The 16010-nt window shown below is 42.9% G+C and carries 13 protein-coding genes; 2 read left to right on the plus strand and 11 right to left on the minus strand.

Going from position 1 to position 16010, the window contains the following annotated elements; all coding sequences use genetic code 11:
• Positions 1–28: 28 nt before the first annotated feature.
• The 8 genes from ACXAF2_RS07385 to ACXAF2_RS07420 all read right to left on the minus strand — a co-directional run bounded on the left by ACXAF2_RS07385 (position 29) and on the right by ACXAF2_RS07420 (position 8609).
• Positions 29–400 (minus strand): VOC family protein, encoded by a 372-nt coding sequence (locus ACXAF2_RS07385; RefSeq protein WP_475138010.1) that lies wholly within the window; start codon positions 398–400, stop codon positions 29–31.
• Positions 401–502: 102 nt separating this feature from the next.
• Positions 503–955, minus strand: coding sequence for a helix-turn-helix domain-containing protein (locus ACXAF2_RS07390; RefSeq protein WP_475139136.1), 453 nt, complete (start codon positions 953–955; stop codon positions 503–505).
• Positions 956–1143: 188 nt separating this feature from the next.
• Positions 1144–2250, minus strand: a complete 1107-nt coding sequence (gene menC / locus ACXAF2_RS07395) for an o-succinylbenzoate synthase (RefSeq protein ID WP_475138011.1) — start codon at positions 2248–2250, stop codon at positions 1144–1146.
• Positions 2240–3730, minus strand: coding sequence for an o-succinylbenzoate--CoA ligase (locus ACXAF2_RS07400; RefSeq protein ID WP_475138012.1), 1491 nt, complete (start codon positions 3728–3730; stop codon positions 2240–2242). Before ACXAF2_RS07400 ends, menC begins: the two co-directional genes overlap by 11 nt.
• A gap of 94 nt (positions 3731–3824) precedes the next feature.
• Entirely contained in the window at positions 3825–4643 is an 819-nt protein-coding gene (menB, locus tag ACXAF2_RS07405) for a 1,4-dihydroxy-2-naphthoyl-CoA synthase (RefSeq protein WP_044340358.1), read from the minus strand.
• A gap of 15 nt (positions 4644–4658) precedes the next feature.
• A complete protein-coding gene (gene menH, locus ACXAF2_RS07410) occupies positions 4659–5462 on the minus strand; it encodes a 2-succinyl-6-hydroxy-2,4-cyclohexadiene-1-carboxylate synthase (protein WP_475139138.1) in 804 nt (267 codons plus the stop codon).
• A 2-nt stretch (positions 5463–5464) separates the two neighbouring features.
• Positions 5465–7207: a 2-succinyl-5-enolpyruvyl-6-hydroxy-3-cyclohexene-1-carboxylic-acid synthase gene (gene menD / locus ACXAF2_RS07415; protein ID WP_475138013.1), complete on the minus strand. Its 1743-nt coding sequence runs from the start codon at positions 7205–7207 to the stop codon at positions 5465–5467.
• Positions 7200–8609, minus strand: coding sequence for an isochorismate synthase (locus ACXAF2_RS07420; protein WP_475138014.1), 1410 nt, complete (start codon positions 8607–8609; stop codon positions 7200–7202). Before ACXAF2_RS07420 ends, menD begins: the two co-directional genes overlap by 8 nt.
• Before the next feature lie 300 nt (positions 8610–8909).
• On the opposite strand from ACXAF2_RS07420, the gene ACXAF2_RS07425 reads away from it, so the two are divergent.
• On the plus strand, positions 8910–9833 hold the full coding sequence (locus ACXAF2_RS07425; protein ID WP_475138015.1) for a 1,4-dihydroxy-2-naphthoate polyprenyltransferase: 924 nt from the start codon (positions 8910–8912) through the stop codon (positions 9831–9833).
• 506 nt (positions 9834–10339) lie between these two features.
• Entirely contained in the window at positions 10340–11101 is a 762-nt protein-coding gene (locus ACXAF2_RS07430) for a TraR/DksA C4-type zinc finger protein (protein ID WP_475139140.1), read from the plus strand.
• Between the two features lie 38 nt (positions 11102–11139).
• Here the strand turns inward: ACXAF2_RS07430 and ACXAF2_RS07435 are convergent, their stop codons facing one another.
• The 3 genes from ACXAF2_RS07435 to ACXAF2_RS07445 are packed head-to-tail and all read right to left on the minus strand — an operon-like array spanning position 11140 to position 16005.
• A complete protein-coding gene (locus ACXAF2_RS07435; protein ID WP_475138016.1) occupies positions 11140–13545 on the minus strand; it encodes a glycogen/starch/alpha-glucan phosphorylase in 2406 nt (801 codons plus the stop codon).
• Positions 13535–14980 (minus strand): glycogen synthase GlgA, encoded by a 1446-nt coding sequence (gene glgA, locus ACXAF2_RS07440; protein WP_475138017.1) that lies wholly within the window; start codon positions 14978–14980, stop codon positions 13535–13537. The genes ACXAF2_RS07435 and glgA overlap by 11 nt, the downstream gene beginning before the upstream one ends.
• Positions 14977–16005 (minus strand): GlgC family sugar phosphate nucleotidyltransferase, encoded by a 1029-nt coding sequence (locus ACXAF2_RS07445; protein ID WP_475138018.1) that lies wholly within the window; start codon positions 16003–16005, stop codon positions 14977–14979. Before ACXAF2_RS07445 ends, glgA begins: the two co-directional genes overlap by 4 nt.
• Positions 16006–16010: the final 5 nt, after the last annotated feature.

Consider the following 16010-nt stretch of genomic DNA (forward strand, 5'->3'; position numbering starts at 1 on the left):
AGCTCTGAGCTTTTTTTAAACCTTATCTTTATCTGTGTTGATCCACAAGAATCGGATTGCCATCAGGATCTTCAATCGTGAAACTTGCAGGGCCTTCACTTGACTCATCTGCTTCAGTCAATATTTTTACCCCTTGTTCTTTCAGCTTCTTTTGAAGGTCCCGAATGTCCGTAAATGAATCAAGATTTTCGGCATTTTGGTCCCAACCTGGATTAAAGGTCAGGATGTTCTTGTCAAACATACCTTCGAACAGGCCGATAACAGTACTTCCATTTTTCATGATCAGCCAATTTTGGGCAATTTCCCCTCCCAAAGTTTGAAATCCAAGTTTTTCATAAAATGCTTTTGATTTATGAATGTCTTTAACACTTAAGCTTACAGAAAATGCACCTAGTTTCATAATTCCTCCTTAATAGTAATGAAGTTTATATTCATAGGTTAAGTATAGTTCCGGTTTTGGAAAAATACAACATTCACCATTTTTGTTTATTCACCTGACGCATTAATCTTCTGTATATTTTTCTTTAAGAACATCCGTACCGATCCCGCCTCCTATCATTAAGATCAACGGTCCAAAGTTCCAAATTAACGCATTTCCAATCAAAGGTATATCATAAGCAGTAAATTTATTTACAAGAAAAATCCCTATTTTTGCTAACAAGAAAATAACACCAATTAAAAATAGAAATTCAAACATCGTTTTTAATTTTGGATGCGCCAATTGCTTACTATCCTTGATTACTTTCTCTGTCAATTTCCCATCACCCCTCAACAATTCATCGATTGTCACTCCGAACAGATCACTTACTTTAATGATGATTTCAATGCTGGGATAATTCTGACCAGTCTCCCACTTTGAAACCGATTGCCGACTGACAAAAAGCCTTTCTGCTAATTCTTCCTGAGACCAGCCTCTACTCTTTCTCTCACTTTTCAATTTCTCTCCAAAGACCATTCTACCAATCACCTTTCATCCATCTACCATTCATTATTGCCAATCACTATGTAAAAAGTAAAGATAACTGTGGTTGCAATGCACCGCAACTAGTGGTTGCCACCATTAATCATTCATTCGAACGAGAAATAAGCAGGCTCCAACATGGAACCTGCTTATGGATAAATTCATTTTTTTATCGAGAATAATCACATGTTAAACATTTCTTTACCTATTGTCACATGACCTAGCCGTTTTCTATTCAACTCCACACCTATCCCAGGACCATCCAAGCGTTCCGCCACACCATTTTTCACAACGATGGGAGAGGTAATGATATCTTCTTCCCAATATTTCGAGGAGGAGGATATATCCCCGGGAATCGAGAATCCCTCGAGAGTGGCAAGGGTCAGATTATGGGCGCGGGAAACCCCAAACTCGATCATTCCTCCACACCATACTTTGATGTGATTCTCCTGGCACAACCGGTAGATCTCCAAAGCACTTGTGTACCCTCCGACTCTGCCAAGCTTGATATTGACAACTCCGCAGCTATTTAAATAGATGGCACTCTTCATATCATGTGTAGTTACGATGCTCTCATCCAAACAAATCGGAGTCTGCAACTCTTTTTGTAAAAGAGAGTGTTCTACTAAATCGTCAACTCCCAAAGGTTGTTCGATCATCTCCAGCCCATACTCATCCATTGCCTGTAGTTGGCCTTTGTCTTCAAGAGAGTATGCTGAATTGGCATCAGCCAAAAGCGTAAGAGAAGGAAAATGGTCCCTCAACTCTTTCACAATCTCCACGTCCGCTCCAGGAGAGATTTTCAACTTTATGCGTTGATACCCTTCTTGCACAAGTTCTCCAGCCTGATGAATCATCTCTTTCACAGAGTCGGCCCCTACAACGGCGCCGGCAAGAATTTCAGGACGCGTCCCCCCTATCATCTCCCAGAGAGGAACGCTTTGCTGTCTCGCATAGAGATCCCACAATGCCATTTCAAGTGCAGCCTTCGCCATAGAATTCCCCCTTACCATTTCGAATCTTTTTCCGATTTCTTTAGGGTGTTTAAATGGGTGGCTGTTCATTAAAGGAATTAATATATCTTTGAGCATATGATAGGATGTTTTCACGGTTTCTTCCGTATACCATGGTGTGGAAAAAGCAACTCCCTCTCCCAGTCCAATCAATCCGTCAGCATCCTGAATCTCTACGATGATCCCTTCCCGTTTTTCAACCGTTTGCAGATGTGTCACAAATGGCTTCTTCAAAGGCATCGATATGAAGTGAAGGGTAATGGATTTAATCTTCATCGGCATACAGTCCTTTTTCCCATTGGTCTCTGAGCACTCTTCTCAGCAGCTTGTTCGAGGCATTTCGTGGTAACTCATCTACAAAGATTATTTTTTTCGGCTGTTTATATGATGCCAGATTATCGGAGCAGTAGTTTAAGATCTCTTCTTTTGTAAGACACTCTTTTTTAACGATGAATGCACAGGGAATCTGTCCCCATGTGTCATTTGGAACTCCAACCACCCCGGCATCCTCAACTTCCTCACAGCTCAACAGCACACTTTCAATTTCGGCAGGATACACATTTTCTCCCCCGGAAATGATGAGGTCTGATCGCCGATCCAATACAAATAAGAAACCCTCTTCATCTACAAAGCCGATATCCCCAGTATGAAACCAGCCATCTTCAAAGCTCTTTGCATTCGCTTCCTCTCTTCGGTAATACCCGTTCGTCACATTCGGGCCTTTCACAAGAATTTCACCCTCTTGATTTGCTCGAGCTGCACCCTTTTCATTCTTGATTCTTAATTCTGAAGGAAAGAGTGGTTTACCCGCTGACCCTAGCTTCGTCATACTGTATTCAGGTGATAACGTCACGATTTGAGAAGCTGTTTCTGTCATTCCATATGTTTGAAAGACGGGCACTCCCTTATCCTTACAATCCTGAAGTAAAGAAAGTGGTGCAGGTCCGCCGCCTAGCAGCATACAGCGGAAATTCGGATGATACGTCCGGTTCCCTGCATCGTTCATCAAACGCTGAAGCATATTGCTTACAACCGACATGATCGTGACCCTTCCACTTTCAAGCTCCTGATTGATGGTCTCGACGTCGAAGGTTTCAAATAGTCGTACCTTCATTCCATAAATCACACTTCTCATAAGGATCGAATATCCGCTAATATGAAAGAGCGGAACCGAGCAAAGCCAGGCATCATTTTCACTTATTCCGAGATTCAAAGAAGATCCGGTGGCACTCCACCAATGGTTTCCATACGTTTGAAGAACTCCTTTGGGGGCTCCGGTCGTACCTGATGTGTACATAACCGAGCATGCTTGGTCTAACTGAAAATAATCCCTTACTTTAAAGACTGTAGGGGCTGTTTGCAGCAATTGAGAAAATGGGATTCCATTAACGTGTTTCCCTGAAAAAGACAGCTTCCCCTCAAACTCATCGTCATAAATGACCGTCGATAACTCCATATCCTGTATTTGAAAAGATAATTCATTCGAACTCAGTTTATTGTTTAATAGAACTGTCGTGAATCCAAGCTGTTGAATGGCATGAACGACCAACACAGATTCCACTTTATTTTTAATCATGAGTCCCACAAAAGGATGTGCAGAAGATTTTACTATGGTATGAAGCTGCTCACCGATGTGAATGGATTTTTCCCAGAGCTCTCCGAAAGTATATTCCACATCGCCATTACTTATTGCCATCCGATCAGGGGTTAAGAACGCTCTTTGTTTTAGCCAATTTGGCAGTTGCTGTGTAGTCATCCTGTCATTCCCATTCCTTTCTTGTTTGTGCTCTTTAAAACCATTATAAAAAAAAGCCTGACGAATCCGCAAAGATTCATCAGGCCACCTTAGATCAAGGGAAACGAGGGAATTGTCCAAAGTCCGGTTTGCGCTTTTCTTTAAATGCGTCGCGGCCTTCCTTGGCTTCTTCCGTTGTGTAGTATAGAAGTGTAGCGTCTCCTGCAAGTTGTTGCAGACCCGCTAATCCATCTGTATCTGCGTTGAATGACGCTTTTAAGAAACGAAGGGCAGTCGGACTTTTCTCCAGCATTTCTGATGCCCACTGAACTGTTTCCGCTTCAAGCTGCTCATATGGAACGACTGTATTGACAAGACCCATTTCAAGCGCTTCTTGTGCATTGTATTGACGGCACAGGTACCAGATTTCTTTTGCTTTCTTGTGACCGACGATGCGTGCAAGATATCCTGCACCGTATCCTGCGTCAAAGCTACCTACCTTAGGACCAGTTTGTCCGAAGATTGCATTGTCAGCAGCAATCGTAATATCACATACGACATGAAGGACATGTCCTCCTCCGATGGCATAACCTGCTACCATTGCGATGACCGGCTTAGGGATCACTCGGATCAGACGTTGTAAGTCCAGTACATTCAGTCGCGGAATTTCATCTTCCCCGACGTAACCGCCATGTCCTCGTACTCTTTGGTCTCCCCCTGAACAGAATGCCTTTTCTCCAGCACCTGTTAAAACGATGACACCGACCTTGGAATCGTCACGTGCATAAGCAAATGCATCGATTAATTCCATTACAGTTTTAGGACGAAAAGCGTTGCGAACTTCTGGTCGATTGATCGTGATTTTAGCGATCCCATTGTATGTTTCGTACAAAATATCTTCGTAGTTTCTTTCTGAAACCCATTCAAAAGCCATTGGTTTGTTCCTCCTTTATGTAGTTAACAGTAGATCCTCTATTATTGTACCAAACTTTCGCGGTTCTTCCACATGAATTGCATGACCTGTGTTAGAAATTGTCATGATTTGAAAGTCCGGATTGAGTTCTTTCATTTCTTCCGCAATATGAACAAACTTATGATCCAGCTCACCTACAAGTAAATGGACTGGAAGAGAGAGCTCTCCCAGCTTGTCCCACCATGAGGCTTGAGCCCCTGTCCCCATTCCTTTTAAGCTATTGGATAAGCCTAAAGGAGACTGCCCAAGTCGCTGCTTACGAATCTCGGCACGCTCATCTTCAGTAAGTCTTTTTTGAGAAGCAAACAAAGGGATCTCCTCCCAAAAGTCGACAAAGGCTTCCATTCCTTCTCTCATGATCCGGTCGGCTAACGCATGGTCTTTTTTCCGCCGTTCCACTCTCTCTTCACCCGTTTTCAATCCGGGAGAGGCACTTTCAAGAATCAACGTCTTCACCTTTTGAGGATAGCTCATGGTGAAGTGAAGGGCCGTCCGACCTCCCATGGAATAGCCGATCACGATCGCCTCGTCTACTTCAAGTGCAGACAAAATGGTATCAAGATCATTAGATACATGACCCATTGTATATCTTGATGGATCTTCAGGGGAATCTGTGCGGCCATGACCAATCAAATCGATGCTTATGCACCTATAGGCAATAGATAACTGATCGGTGATTCGTGACCAAGTCGTCGTATCCCCGGTAAAACCATGAAGAAAAACCAAAGGTTCCCCTTCTCCTTTAACTTCTACAAAATAGCGAATATCATTCACTTGCAGGATCAATGATTTTCACCCTTATACTTCTTCATCATTTCCCGGGAAACAAAATTCCACAAATTGCGATGATTTGCTACATTTTCATCACGGTTCGTCATCACTTCGATGATCTTTAAGCCTTTTCTGTTCTGTGCTTCCGTTACAGCATGGGCAAATTCTTCTTCTGATTCCACTCGGAAATAACCCGCTTTGTAAAGCTTGGCTGCATGGGAAAAATCCAGATCCATCGGCGTGCCGAAAAGATCTTCAAAGTATTCACCTTCACTCGCTTGCGGAAGGTAGGAAAAGATTCCCCCACCATTATTATTAAGGACCACGATGGTCAGATTCAGCTTATATTTTTTCCCAACGAGAAGTCCGTTTAAATCGTGGAAGAAAGCAAGATCCCCAATCAAAAGATACATGGAATCCGAGCAGGTGCTCATCCCAAGTGCTGTCGACACCACTCCATCAATTCCGTTCGCTCCCCGATTGGCATAGATACCGATTGACCGATCATTACTAAAGAAAAACGTATCGACGTCCCGTATCGGCATGCTGTTGCTGACAAATACATTCGATTTTTCAGGCAGGTGTTGAATAAGTTCACTTACTGCCATTCCTTCATCCCAAGAATGATGACCTTTTAGAAGCAGTTCCTTTGTGGAAAGATTCACATTCTTCCAGTGATTGATCCAATCATGAGAACCATCACGGCTTGCTTCATTGATCATGCTTTGACAGAATAAGCCCTCATCACAATAGATGTATTCCGTCCCTTTCGATATGGGATCCTGCCACTCTTCACCCGGACTCACGATCCAGTATGGGATTTCTGAAAGACTTTTCAGAAACAACATGAGAGGTTTTGATACAGGCATGGCTCCGAAACGAATCACGATTTCAGGATGCAGGCTCTCCTTTACTCCATCAATCTTCAAGAACGTATCATAGGTGTCGATAATTTGTGCCTTCGAATGAGAACCACTTCTCATTTGGGAGAGGGGGTCGGCTGCGATTGGAAAACCGAATTGCTCACTAAATTCAACGATGTAGTCAATCGAATCACTATTCAGCCCAGGCCCGCATATAATAAGACCTCTCTCTTTACTTCGAAGTATCCCTTGAAGCTCTTGAGAGACAGAGGGGGACAGGCTCCTCTCTCCGTGAAGGACCCTTTTTGCTTTAGAACCTGTTGAATAAGAAACGTTCTTTAAATCAGGAATTAACGGTTCCCTGAATGGAAAGTTAAAGTGAACGGGTCCTTTCGGTTCTCCTATTGAAAGTCCTATTCCTCTGGATGCTGAAGATCTTGCATATTCAAGCATGGACGGACTGTTTTCCGGCAGTGCCATATCCACTGTCCATTTTACATGTTTGCCATATAGATCCAGCTGATCAATTGCTTGAGGGGCACCTACCTCCCGCAGTTCATGGGGACGATCAGCCGTCAGCACGAGCAATGGCACTTTCGCGTACCGTGCTTCAATAATCGCTGGATAATAATTAGCTGCTGCCGTTCCGGATGTACAGAGGATGGCGACCGGCTTTTTCTTTGCTTTCGCAACCCCTAAAGCAAAAAAAGCAGCAGAACGTTCATCTACATTAGTGTACGTTTTCACTTCAGGATGATGGGCGAATAACAAAGCCAAAGGAGTAGAACGGGAGCCAGGGCTAATGACTACTTCGTCTACTCCATTTCCAACCAATTCTTCAATAAATGCCGCTAAATAATGAGTTAACTTCTGCTGATGTTCATCAATCATGTACTTTTCCCCCTAATGCTCTTAGCATCGGTCGAAATTTCATTTGTGTTTCTTTAAATTCACTTTCAGGTTCGGAGTCAGCTACAATTCCACACCCTGCATATAAATAGGCCTTATCTCCCTGAAGAAGACCTGAGCGAAGGGCAACGGCATACTCCCCATTTCCATAGGCATCGATCCAGCCTACTGGGCCAGCATATAATCCGCGATCCATCTCTTCCTCTTCCCTGATTACGTGCAATGCTTTATCCCTCGGAACTCCACCTAATGCAGGAGTCGGGTGTAATTTTTCCACCAATTCCAATAGGGATGTATGTTCAGATGCCTGTCCAGTGACAGGAGTATATAAATGCTGAATATCTTTCAGCTTCATCAATTGAGGCGATGATGGGATCGTCAACGACTCGCAGTAAGGTGCAAGAGCCTCATGGATGCTTTCAACAACAAGCTGATGCTCGTAACGGTTCTTCTCATCCTGGAGGAGCTCCGTTCCCAGTTTCTCGTCGTTTTCCAGCGTATCCCCGCGTGCAATGGATCCTGCTAAACAGGTGGAAAGAACATCATCTCCTGTTTTCTTGACAAGTCGTTCAGGTGTGGCCCCAATAAAACAGCTTTCTTCCCTTTCAAAGCTGAAAACAAAGCTGTCCGGCTGCTGCTTCCACAAATTATCCAATACAAAGTCAGATGACACTTTCGTATCAAACGCCACTTCACATTTTCTGGCAAGCACTACTTTATCCATCTCACCCTGTTTTAAACGATTCACCACATTTTGAACAGAATCCTTCCATTCTTGAGGCTTCATATCCCTATTTTGCAGCCATCGGGGCTGTTCAGGAATAATTGGCATCCCCGCGTTTTCAAGAAGCTCATCTTTGATCCTGAAAAGGTCATGAAATAAACTTTCTTCCGACTCTTCCGGATGACAAATAAAATTCATCGTTAAATAATTGGTTTTCCCCGGCTTTGTCAGCATAAACATCGGTAATTGAAACGTACCGTTCGAAAATGGCTCCCACTCTTCCCCGATATCATTAAGCGGATCAAAGCTGAAGCCCCCAAATAACAAAGGTCCTGTGCCTGTCCATTCTTCCCCGGTCACAATCACTGACTCTTCAATTAAGCGCTTCCACTCTTTCTCAACCGTAAAAAATCGGTCATTTATATCATTTGCAGACATGATATGAGCTGCTCCAAGCCCTACCAGCGAGATGGTATGATCACGGTCCTTCCATAAAAAACGCTCTCCGATAAAAGAGCTTCCTCCATAATAAAAAGAAAGAGGATCCACTGCATCTACTTCCTCCACTATGCTGAGAAGGACGGGGTGATGTATTTGTTTAGCCTTCATTTTGGCTGTATCATATGCTTTTTCAATTTTGGTTTTATGAATGGTAACCAATTGAATTCCCCCAAACAAAATCACGTACGATATTCAAACTTATTATAAGATACACCTGTCTTTAAGGTGTGTCAACGAAGTTTAAGACATGATACATTTTTTATCCTTATTATATAATAAACCCTTTTTCCCCTTTTGAGAAACCAAAAGCGTTGTAAAAGTACTCAATTACTGGAAAATAGCACCTTCACGGATTTTGAGAAAATCATTGACAGTCCACTTCCCTTTACCTACACTTTAATCTGTAAAGGAATTGTAATGTCTTCTGAAAATTCCTTATTGCGTAAGGGAGAGAGTATGATGGAACAACAAGCATCCAATGTTTTGGAATCAGATAAAGGGTGGAAAATCTGGTGGCAGCTAACAAGGCCGCACACTCTAACAGCAGCATTTGTACCTGTTTTACTAGGCACTGTTCTTGCACTTCAATTTACTGCAGTAAACGTACCATTATTTGCAGCCATGCTTATTGCATGCTTGCTTATCCAGGCTGCTACCAATATGTTCAACGAGTATTATGACTATAAGCGTGGCCTGGATACAGAGCATTCTGTAGGTATCGGGGGAGCAATTGTCCGGAACGGGGTCAAACCCTCCACGGTCATTAACTTGGCCTTTACACTGTACGGAATTGCCCTTTTATTAGGAATTTATATTTGTTTTTATAGCACATGGTGGCTGGCACTCATAGGTATAGTGTGCATGGCAGCGGGGTACTTTTATACTGGAGGACCTATGCCAATTGCTTACACGCCTTTTGGAGAAATCGTCGCAGGATTCTTTATGGGACTCGTGATCATTCTCATATCGTTTTACATTCAAACTGGATATATCAATGGTGACAGTATCCTATTGTCTGTCCCCGTATCCATTTTAGTCGGCGCCATTCTATTAGCGAATAACATCCGCGACCTGGACGGTGATAAAGAAAACGGCCGTAAAACCATCGCCATTCTTCTAGGTAGAAAAGGTGCGATCTTCCTCTTGGGCGGCATGTTTGTTGTATCCTATGGCTGGATCATCGGGCTGGTCCTTGCCGGCGTTTCATCTCCTTGGCTGTTCGTTGCCTTTCTCAGTATCCCGAAAGCCGTCAAGGCCACGACAGGATTCATCGGGAAATCACAGCCAATCGAAATGATGCCCGCCATGAAAGCCACCGCACAAACAAACACCATCTTTGGATTCCTATTATCCATCGGACTATTACTTGCATATATGCTTTAAAAAACGTGAGTCGACTCTTCATTTAGGGTTCGACTCTTTTTTATATGCTCTTTTTACAATGCTTGTTATATTTCCTGGAGGAGCTAAATCTTATAAAAACAGTAACGGTTCGATAGTGGATTGAGTGCCAGAACTAAGCAGCGACACAAAACACTGTAAGAAAAATACTTTCATCAAAATTGACCATTATACACATTGAAAAATATACTTTTTCAAATATATGGTGATTTCAATAATTAAAGTAGGGACTTATGCACATAAAGTTGATTGGAGCGGAAGATGCTCGACTCCTGCGGGAATAGCGGGAAAGTTGAGACCCCGCAGGGCAAAGCCCGAGGAGGCTCAACTCACGCCCCGCGGAAAGCGAGCATCTGGAGCGGAAATCAGCAACCGCTCGCTAATTGAAAAAGCAACATAGTTTATGAAATCAACCTTTTATGTTTTAACAACCCCACTTTCGGATAAAGTATGGTTAGTACATTTTTTAAGCGAACATAATGAAGGATGTGAAGAAATTGCTAACAGACAGCCAAAAACAGACACTAAAACAAGAATTGGTTCAACAGGAAAAACAGTTACAAGAACATTTACATCAGGACTTAGATAATCTTCACCATACAAATGAACGTGATAACTCAGGTGAACTCTCCCTTTACGATAATCATCCTGCCGACATGGGAACAGAGCTATATGAACGGGAGAAGGATTTCGCCATAGATGATCACGCCAAACTGGAACTAAATAAAATTCACAGTGCCCTGCAGGCGATCGAACAAGGAACATATGGACAATGTAAAGAATGCGGTCAGGAAATTCCTTATGAGCGTTTGGAAGTCATTCCGACGACGCTCTATTGTAAAGACCATTCACCGGAACAATCTACCCCCCAGGATAGACCAGTAGAGGAAGATGTGTTGCAGCCGCCTGTTGATAATGAATTCAGGCACGAAACAGACGGGAATGTCCGGGATGACCATGACAGCTTTCAGGAAGTAGGCCGCTTCGGCACATCCGAAACCCCTTCTGACTTCGAAGGTGATTATGAAGACTATTCCGAATTGTATCAGGATGAAGACACATCAGAAGGTTTTACAGAGGATTTCGAATCCTTTGTCGGAACCGACATGGAAGGCTCCAACCGCAAGGCATATCCTTCGAAAACCCATGAAGAATACGAAGATATGCTGGATGAAAACAATATGGAATCCACATTAGGTGACATTCCGTATAAAGATGGCGACAGTTACATTTCTGATAAGAAGAAATAATTATAAAAAGCTTGGGGAAACTTTCCCCAAGCTTTTCTCTACTTAATTAAACTGCCCTGTGCAATGCCCCAGATGTCCTTCGCATACTGCTCAATCGTCCGATCACTCGAGAAATAGCCGGAGTTAGCAATATTCTGCAAGCACATTCTTGACCAATGCTCTTTATTTTCATACGCTTTTCCTGCTTGTTCTTGAGCCCTGACATAAGAGTCGAAATCCCTCAGGACAAAGAATTGATCATTTTCCGTCAATAAGGAGTCATAAATGGTTTCAAAATGGTCACCAGCATCAGGCAGTGTATCGTCGATCAATTGATTCAACACCCTCTTAATGCGGGTATCATAGTGAAAATACTCCATTGCATAATATCCACCGTTATGCTGATATTTCATCACTTCATCAGCTGTTAAACCAAATATAAAAATATTCTCTTTTCCTACTTGCTCAAGAATCTCAATATTCGCCCCGTCCAATGTTCCAATCGTCAAGGCTCCGTTCATCATGAACTTCATATTCCCTGTACCGGAGGCTTCTTTGCTGGCAGTTGAAATCTGTTCCGACAAATCAGCTGCGGGAATGATTTCTTCAGCTAGTGATACCCGGTAATTTTCCAGGAATACGACTTTAATCCGCCCTTTTACAAGGGGGTGGTCATTCACCAGATCTGCTACAGAATGAATCAACTTAATGATTTTCTTCGCATAGTAGTAACCCGGGGATGCTTTAGCTCCAAAAATGAACGTTCGCGGATGAAAATCAAAGCTTGGATCTTCCACACACCGATTAAAAAGGTGAAGAATGTGTAAAACATTCATGAGCTGTCGTTTATACGCATGCAGCCGCTTCACTTGAATGTCAAATATCGAAGTAGGATCCACGACGATTCCATTGCTTTCAAATATTCGATCTGCAAGCTTCCGTTTATTTTCCTGTTTTACATCATACAGGTCCTTAAGAAACGCTGTATCGTGATGATACTCTTTCAAGTCCGCCAACTTACCCGGATCTTTAATCCACCTATCCCCGATGGAAGAGGATATCAGATTCGACAGGGAAGGATTGCTATTCAATAGCCATCTTCTATGTGTAATTCCATTTGTCTTACTATTAAATTTATCAGGATAATATTGATAGAATAAGTTCATTTCTCTTAGCTTTAAGATTTCAGTATGAATCTTTGCCACACCATTTACACTAAAGCTTCCTACAATCGCCAGATGAGCCATTTTCACTTCATCATGGGAGATGATCGCCATATCCTCTATCCGCTTCCAATCACCGGGATACTCCTTCCACAACTCCTGACAGAATCGCTCGTTGATCTCATTCACGATCATATGGATGCGAGGGAGCAGGGGTTGGAAAATACGGATCGGCCATCTTTCCAATGCTTCTGATAGAGTCGTATGATTCGTATAGGCAAATGTATTCGTCGTGATTTTCCACGCTTCTTCCCATTCAAAGGAATATTCATCAAGAAGGACCCTCATCAGTTCTGGTATCGCGAGGACAGGATGAGTATCATTGATATGGATTGAAATGTTTTCATGAAGCTCCTTCAAATCCCCGTTACGATACAGGTAGGAATCAAGAATAGAACGGATGCTTGCCGATACCAGGAAGTATTGCTGTTTCAAGCGCAGGATTTTCCCTTCCTCATGTGTATCGTCAGGATAAAGAAATTCAGTGATCGCTTCCGTATCACGCTTGTATTTCATCATATCTTTCCCGGCTTTATAGGCAGCAGGTTCAGCACTCCATAATCGCAGAGTATTGACCGTCGACGTTTCATATCCCACAACAGGCATATCATAAGGAACAGCGGCTACTACTTCTGCATCCACATGTCGAAACTTCAATACATCATTTTCTGTATAGGACTCCACCTTCCCCCAGAAAGGTACTTCGACGGTAAGATCTGACTTTCGAACTTCCCATACATGTCCATGACGCAGCCACTGCTCCGGAAGCTCCATCTGAAAACCGTTGACAATCTTTTGTTCAAATAATCCATGCTTGTACCGGATCCCATAGCCGTGTCCAGGTAAATTAAGGGAAGCCAATGAGTCCAGGAAACATGCGGCCAAACGTCCCAGACCACCGTTTCCAAGTCCCGCATCGTGCTCAACCTCTTCCATTTCAGCAAGGTCTATTCCCAGGTCCTTCAATCCCTTATCCACAATATCGTAGATTCCTAAATTCATCAGGTTCTGGCGAAGCAGGCGTCCCAAGAGAAATTCAATCGATAAGTAATACACCTGCTTTTGTTTACTGAACCGGTACTGCTCATTCGTATGAATCCAGTTCATCGAGATGTATTCCCGTATAAGATGACCTAATGTAAAAAATTGATCCTGACTGGTAGATTCAGGAAACGTCTTTCCATACATCATTTCAAGCTTCTTCAGAAACATTTCTTTAAATTCAATTGGATCAGAAAACATGGCTTTCACTCCTTGATACCAGGTCAGCATATAGTTGATTATACTTAAAGGCCGATTGGGCCCAACTATAATCTTTATTCATTGCAGTTCGTACAATATGATTCCATGTTTCCGGATCTTCGTAGAAATACGATAGAGCTCTTCGATAAGTGTAGAGCATATCGTGAGCATTAAAGTTCTTAAACGAAAAGCCGTTCCCTGTCTTCGTTTCTTCATTATAGGATTCAACCGTATCGTTCAATCCGCCGGTCTCCCGGACAAGTGGCAGGGCTCCATATCTCATGGCAATCAATTGACCCAGTCCGCACGGCTCGAACTTAGAAGGCATCAGGAATATATCACTGGCAGAATAGATCTGTTTTGCCAGTTCCTCATTAAATCCGATTTGCACTCTGACCTTATCCGGATACGTCCATTCCATTTCCCTGAAGAACTGTTCAAACTCCCAATCCCCTGTTCCCAACAGGATAAACTGAACATTTTCCTGAATCATTTCATGAAAGACACCCCTGACCAGTTCAAGCCCCTTTTGGTTCGTTAACCTTGAAATGATGGATACAAGGGGGATTCCTTCGTCCTCTTCCAATCCAAGACTTTTTTGCAGATGGCGCTTTGCCTGCTTCTTTCCATGAAGGTTGCCGCTGAAATAAGGAAACTCTCCCTCATCGGGATTGTACACTTCATCGTCGATTCCATTGAGGATCCCTAATAATTGGTTATACCGTTGACCAAGGATATTATGAAGCTTTTCTCCATAGTAAGGCGTGAGGATTTCCTCTTTATATGTAGGACTCACAGTTGTGACAAAATCCGATGAAATGAGCGCCCCTTTCATGAAATTGATGTTTCCATAAAACTCAAGGTATTCATGATGAAAATACCTCTCGGAGATGCCTAACAGGTCAGTCATCACCTGTTTAGGGTAAATCCCTTGAAATTGCAGGTTATGAATGGTGAACACGCTGCGGATAAATGAATAGCCCGGTCTCTCCTGATACTCGCTTCTCAACAAGAACGGAATCATGCCGGTGTGCCAGTCATGACAATGAATCACATCCGGATAAAAATCAAGGACAGCGATACTTTCCAAGACAGCTCTTGTAAAGTACGCGAATCGCTCCCCATCATCAAAATATCCGTACAGACGATCCCGATTAAAATAGTATTCATTGTCGACAAAATAATACGTTACTCCACTTTCGGTGTACTCTTCAATCCCACAATACTGATTTCGCCAGCCGACTGACACGAAAAACTCTTTCTTTCGTTTCATTTTCGAACGAAATTCATGGGGGATTCCACCGTATTTAGGCAAAATCACCCTGACATCCGTCCCTAAACTTCTTAACTCCTTAGGCAGGGCGCCTGCAACGTCCGCTAAGCCTCCAGATTTAATAAAAGGGACACACTCGGATACTACAAATAACACTTTCACGAATTCATCAGCGCTCCTTGAATCATTCCCTTGCGAATGACTATTGGGTTGTTTGGATCTCCGATAAGCTTTACGCCATCCTCGATTTTCACATCTTTATCCAAGATCACATTCTCTAGTACACAGTTATCTCCAATTTGGCTCTTCTGCATAATGATGCTGCCCGAAATCGTTGTGTTTTTTCCAACCTTCACCGCTCTGAACATCGTAGAATTCTTCACTTGGCCTTCGATGAAGCATCCATTGGCGATGATGCTATTTTTCACACTTGCAGCTGATGTGTAGCGTGTAGGCGGCTCATCCTTCACCTTTGTATAGATTGGCATATCCTTCTTGAACAGCTCTTTCCAATAAGATAAGTTCATTAGCTTCATGCTGGCATCATAGTATTCTTCAATGCAATCAATCGTCTGAACAAATCCATCATGCTCATAGCCGCACACCTTAAAGCCGCTATCCATGTCCTCCACGACATCCTGCATACATGTATATCCTGTTTCACGTCGTTTTTGGATCAAATCAATGAGTGTACCCGTTTTCACCAAATACATGTCTAAAGAGTTTCCATTATGACGCATTTCCGTTATATCACAGCCGATTCGTATATGGCGTTCAAGGACCGGTTGGTAGTCAATATTACATAGAGTAAAGCAATTGCTGATCAAGGCGTATTCCTGTGTGCTTCGATTAAAATAGTCCAGGTGATGAGCGAAGTGATTAAATGACCCCACACCCTCTTCACTTGATTCCAAGCCTGGTGCCGGGAAGAAAAACAACCCATCACGCTTTCGGTTCAGATCCCAGTTCTTCCCCGATCCAAGATGATCCATAAGGGAACGGTATTGAAACTTAGGGAAGATGGCAACGGAACCAATATCTGAATTCACCATATTGGAGAGTACAAAGTCGATCAGGCGGTATCTGCCCGCAATCGGAAGGGCCGCTAATGAACGATGTAACAGTAAATCCTCTAACGAATCATAGTAACTAGTAGCATCAATAACTCCAAGCATAGTATTTTTCAAAACAC

Source organism: Rossellomorea sp. ABR4_004 (assembly GCF_056159585.1).

Bases quoted from the DNA above. Each gene is read 5' to 3' on its own strand.
- ACXAF2_RS07385 (WP_475138010.1), bottom strand. From the start codon at position 400: ATGAAACTAGGTGCATTTTCTGTAAGCTTAAGTGTTAAAGACATTCAT.
- menB (WP_044340358.1), bottom strand. From the start codon at position 4,643: ATGGCTTTTGAATGGGTTTCAGAAAGAAACTACGAAGATATTTTGTAC.
- ACXAF2_RS07390 (WP_475139136.1), bottom strand. From the start codon at position 955: ATGGTCTTTGGAGAGAAATTGAAAAGTGAGAGAAAGAGTAGAGGCTGG.
- ACXAF2_RS07400 (WP_475138012.1), bottom strand. From the start codon at position 3,730: ATGACTACACAGCAACTGCCAAATTGGCTAAAACAAAGAGCGTTCTTA.
- ACXAF2_RS07425 (WP_475138015.1), top strand. From the start codon at position 8,910: ATGGAACAACAAGCATCCAATGTTTTGGAATCAGATAAAGGGTGGAAA.
- menD (WP_475138013.1), bottom strand. From the start codon at position 7,207: ATGATTGATGAACATCAGCAGAAGTTAACTCATTATTTAGCGGCATTT.
- menC (WP_475138011.1), bottom strand. From the start codon at position 2,250: ATGAAGATTAAATCCATTACCCTTCACTTCATATCGATGCCTTTGAAG.
- ACXAF2_RS07435 (WP_475138016.1), bottom strand. From the start codon at position 13,545: ATGTTTTCTGATCCAATTGAATTTAAAGAAATGTTTCTGAAGAAGCTT.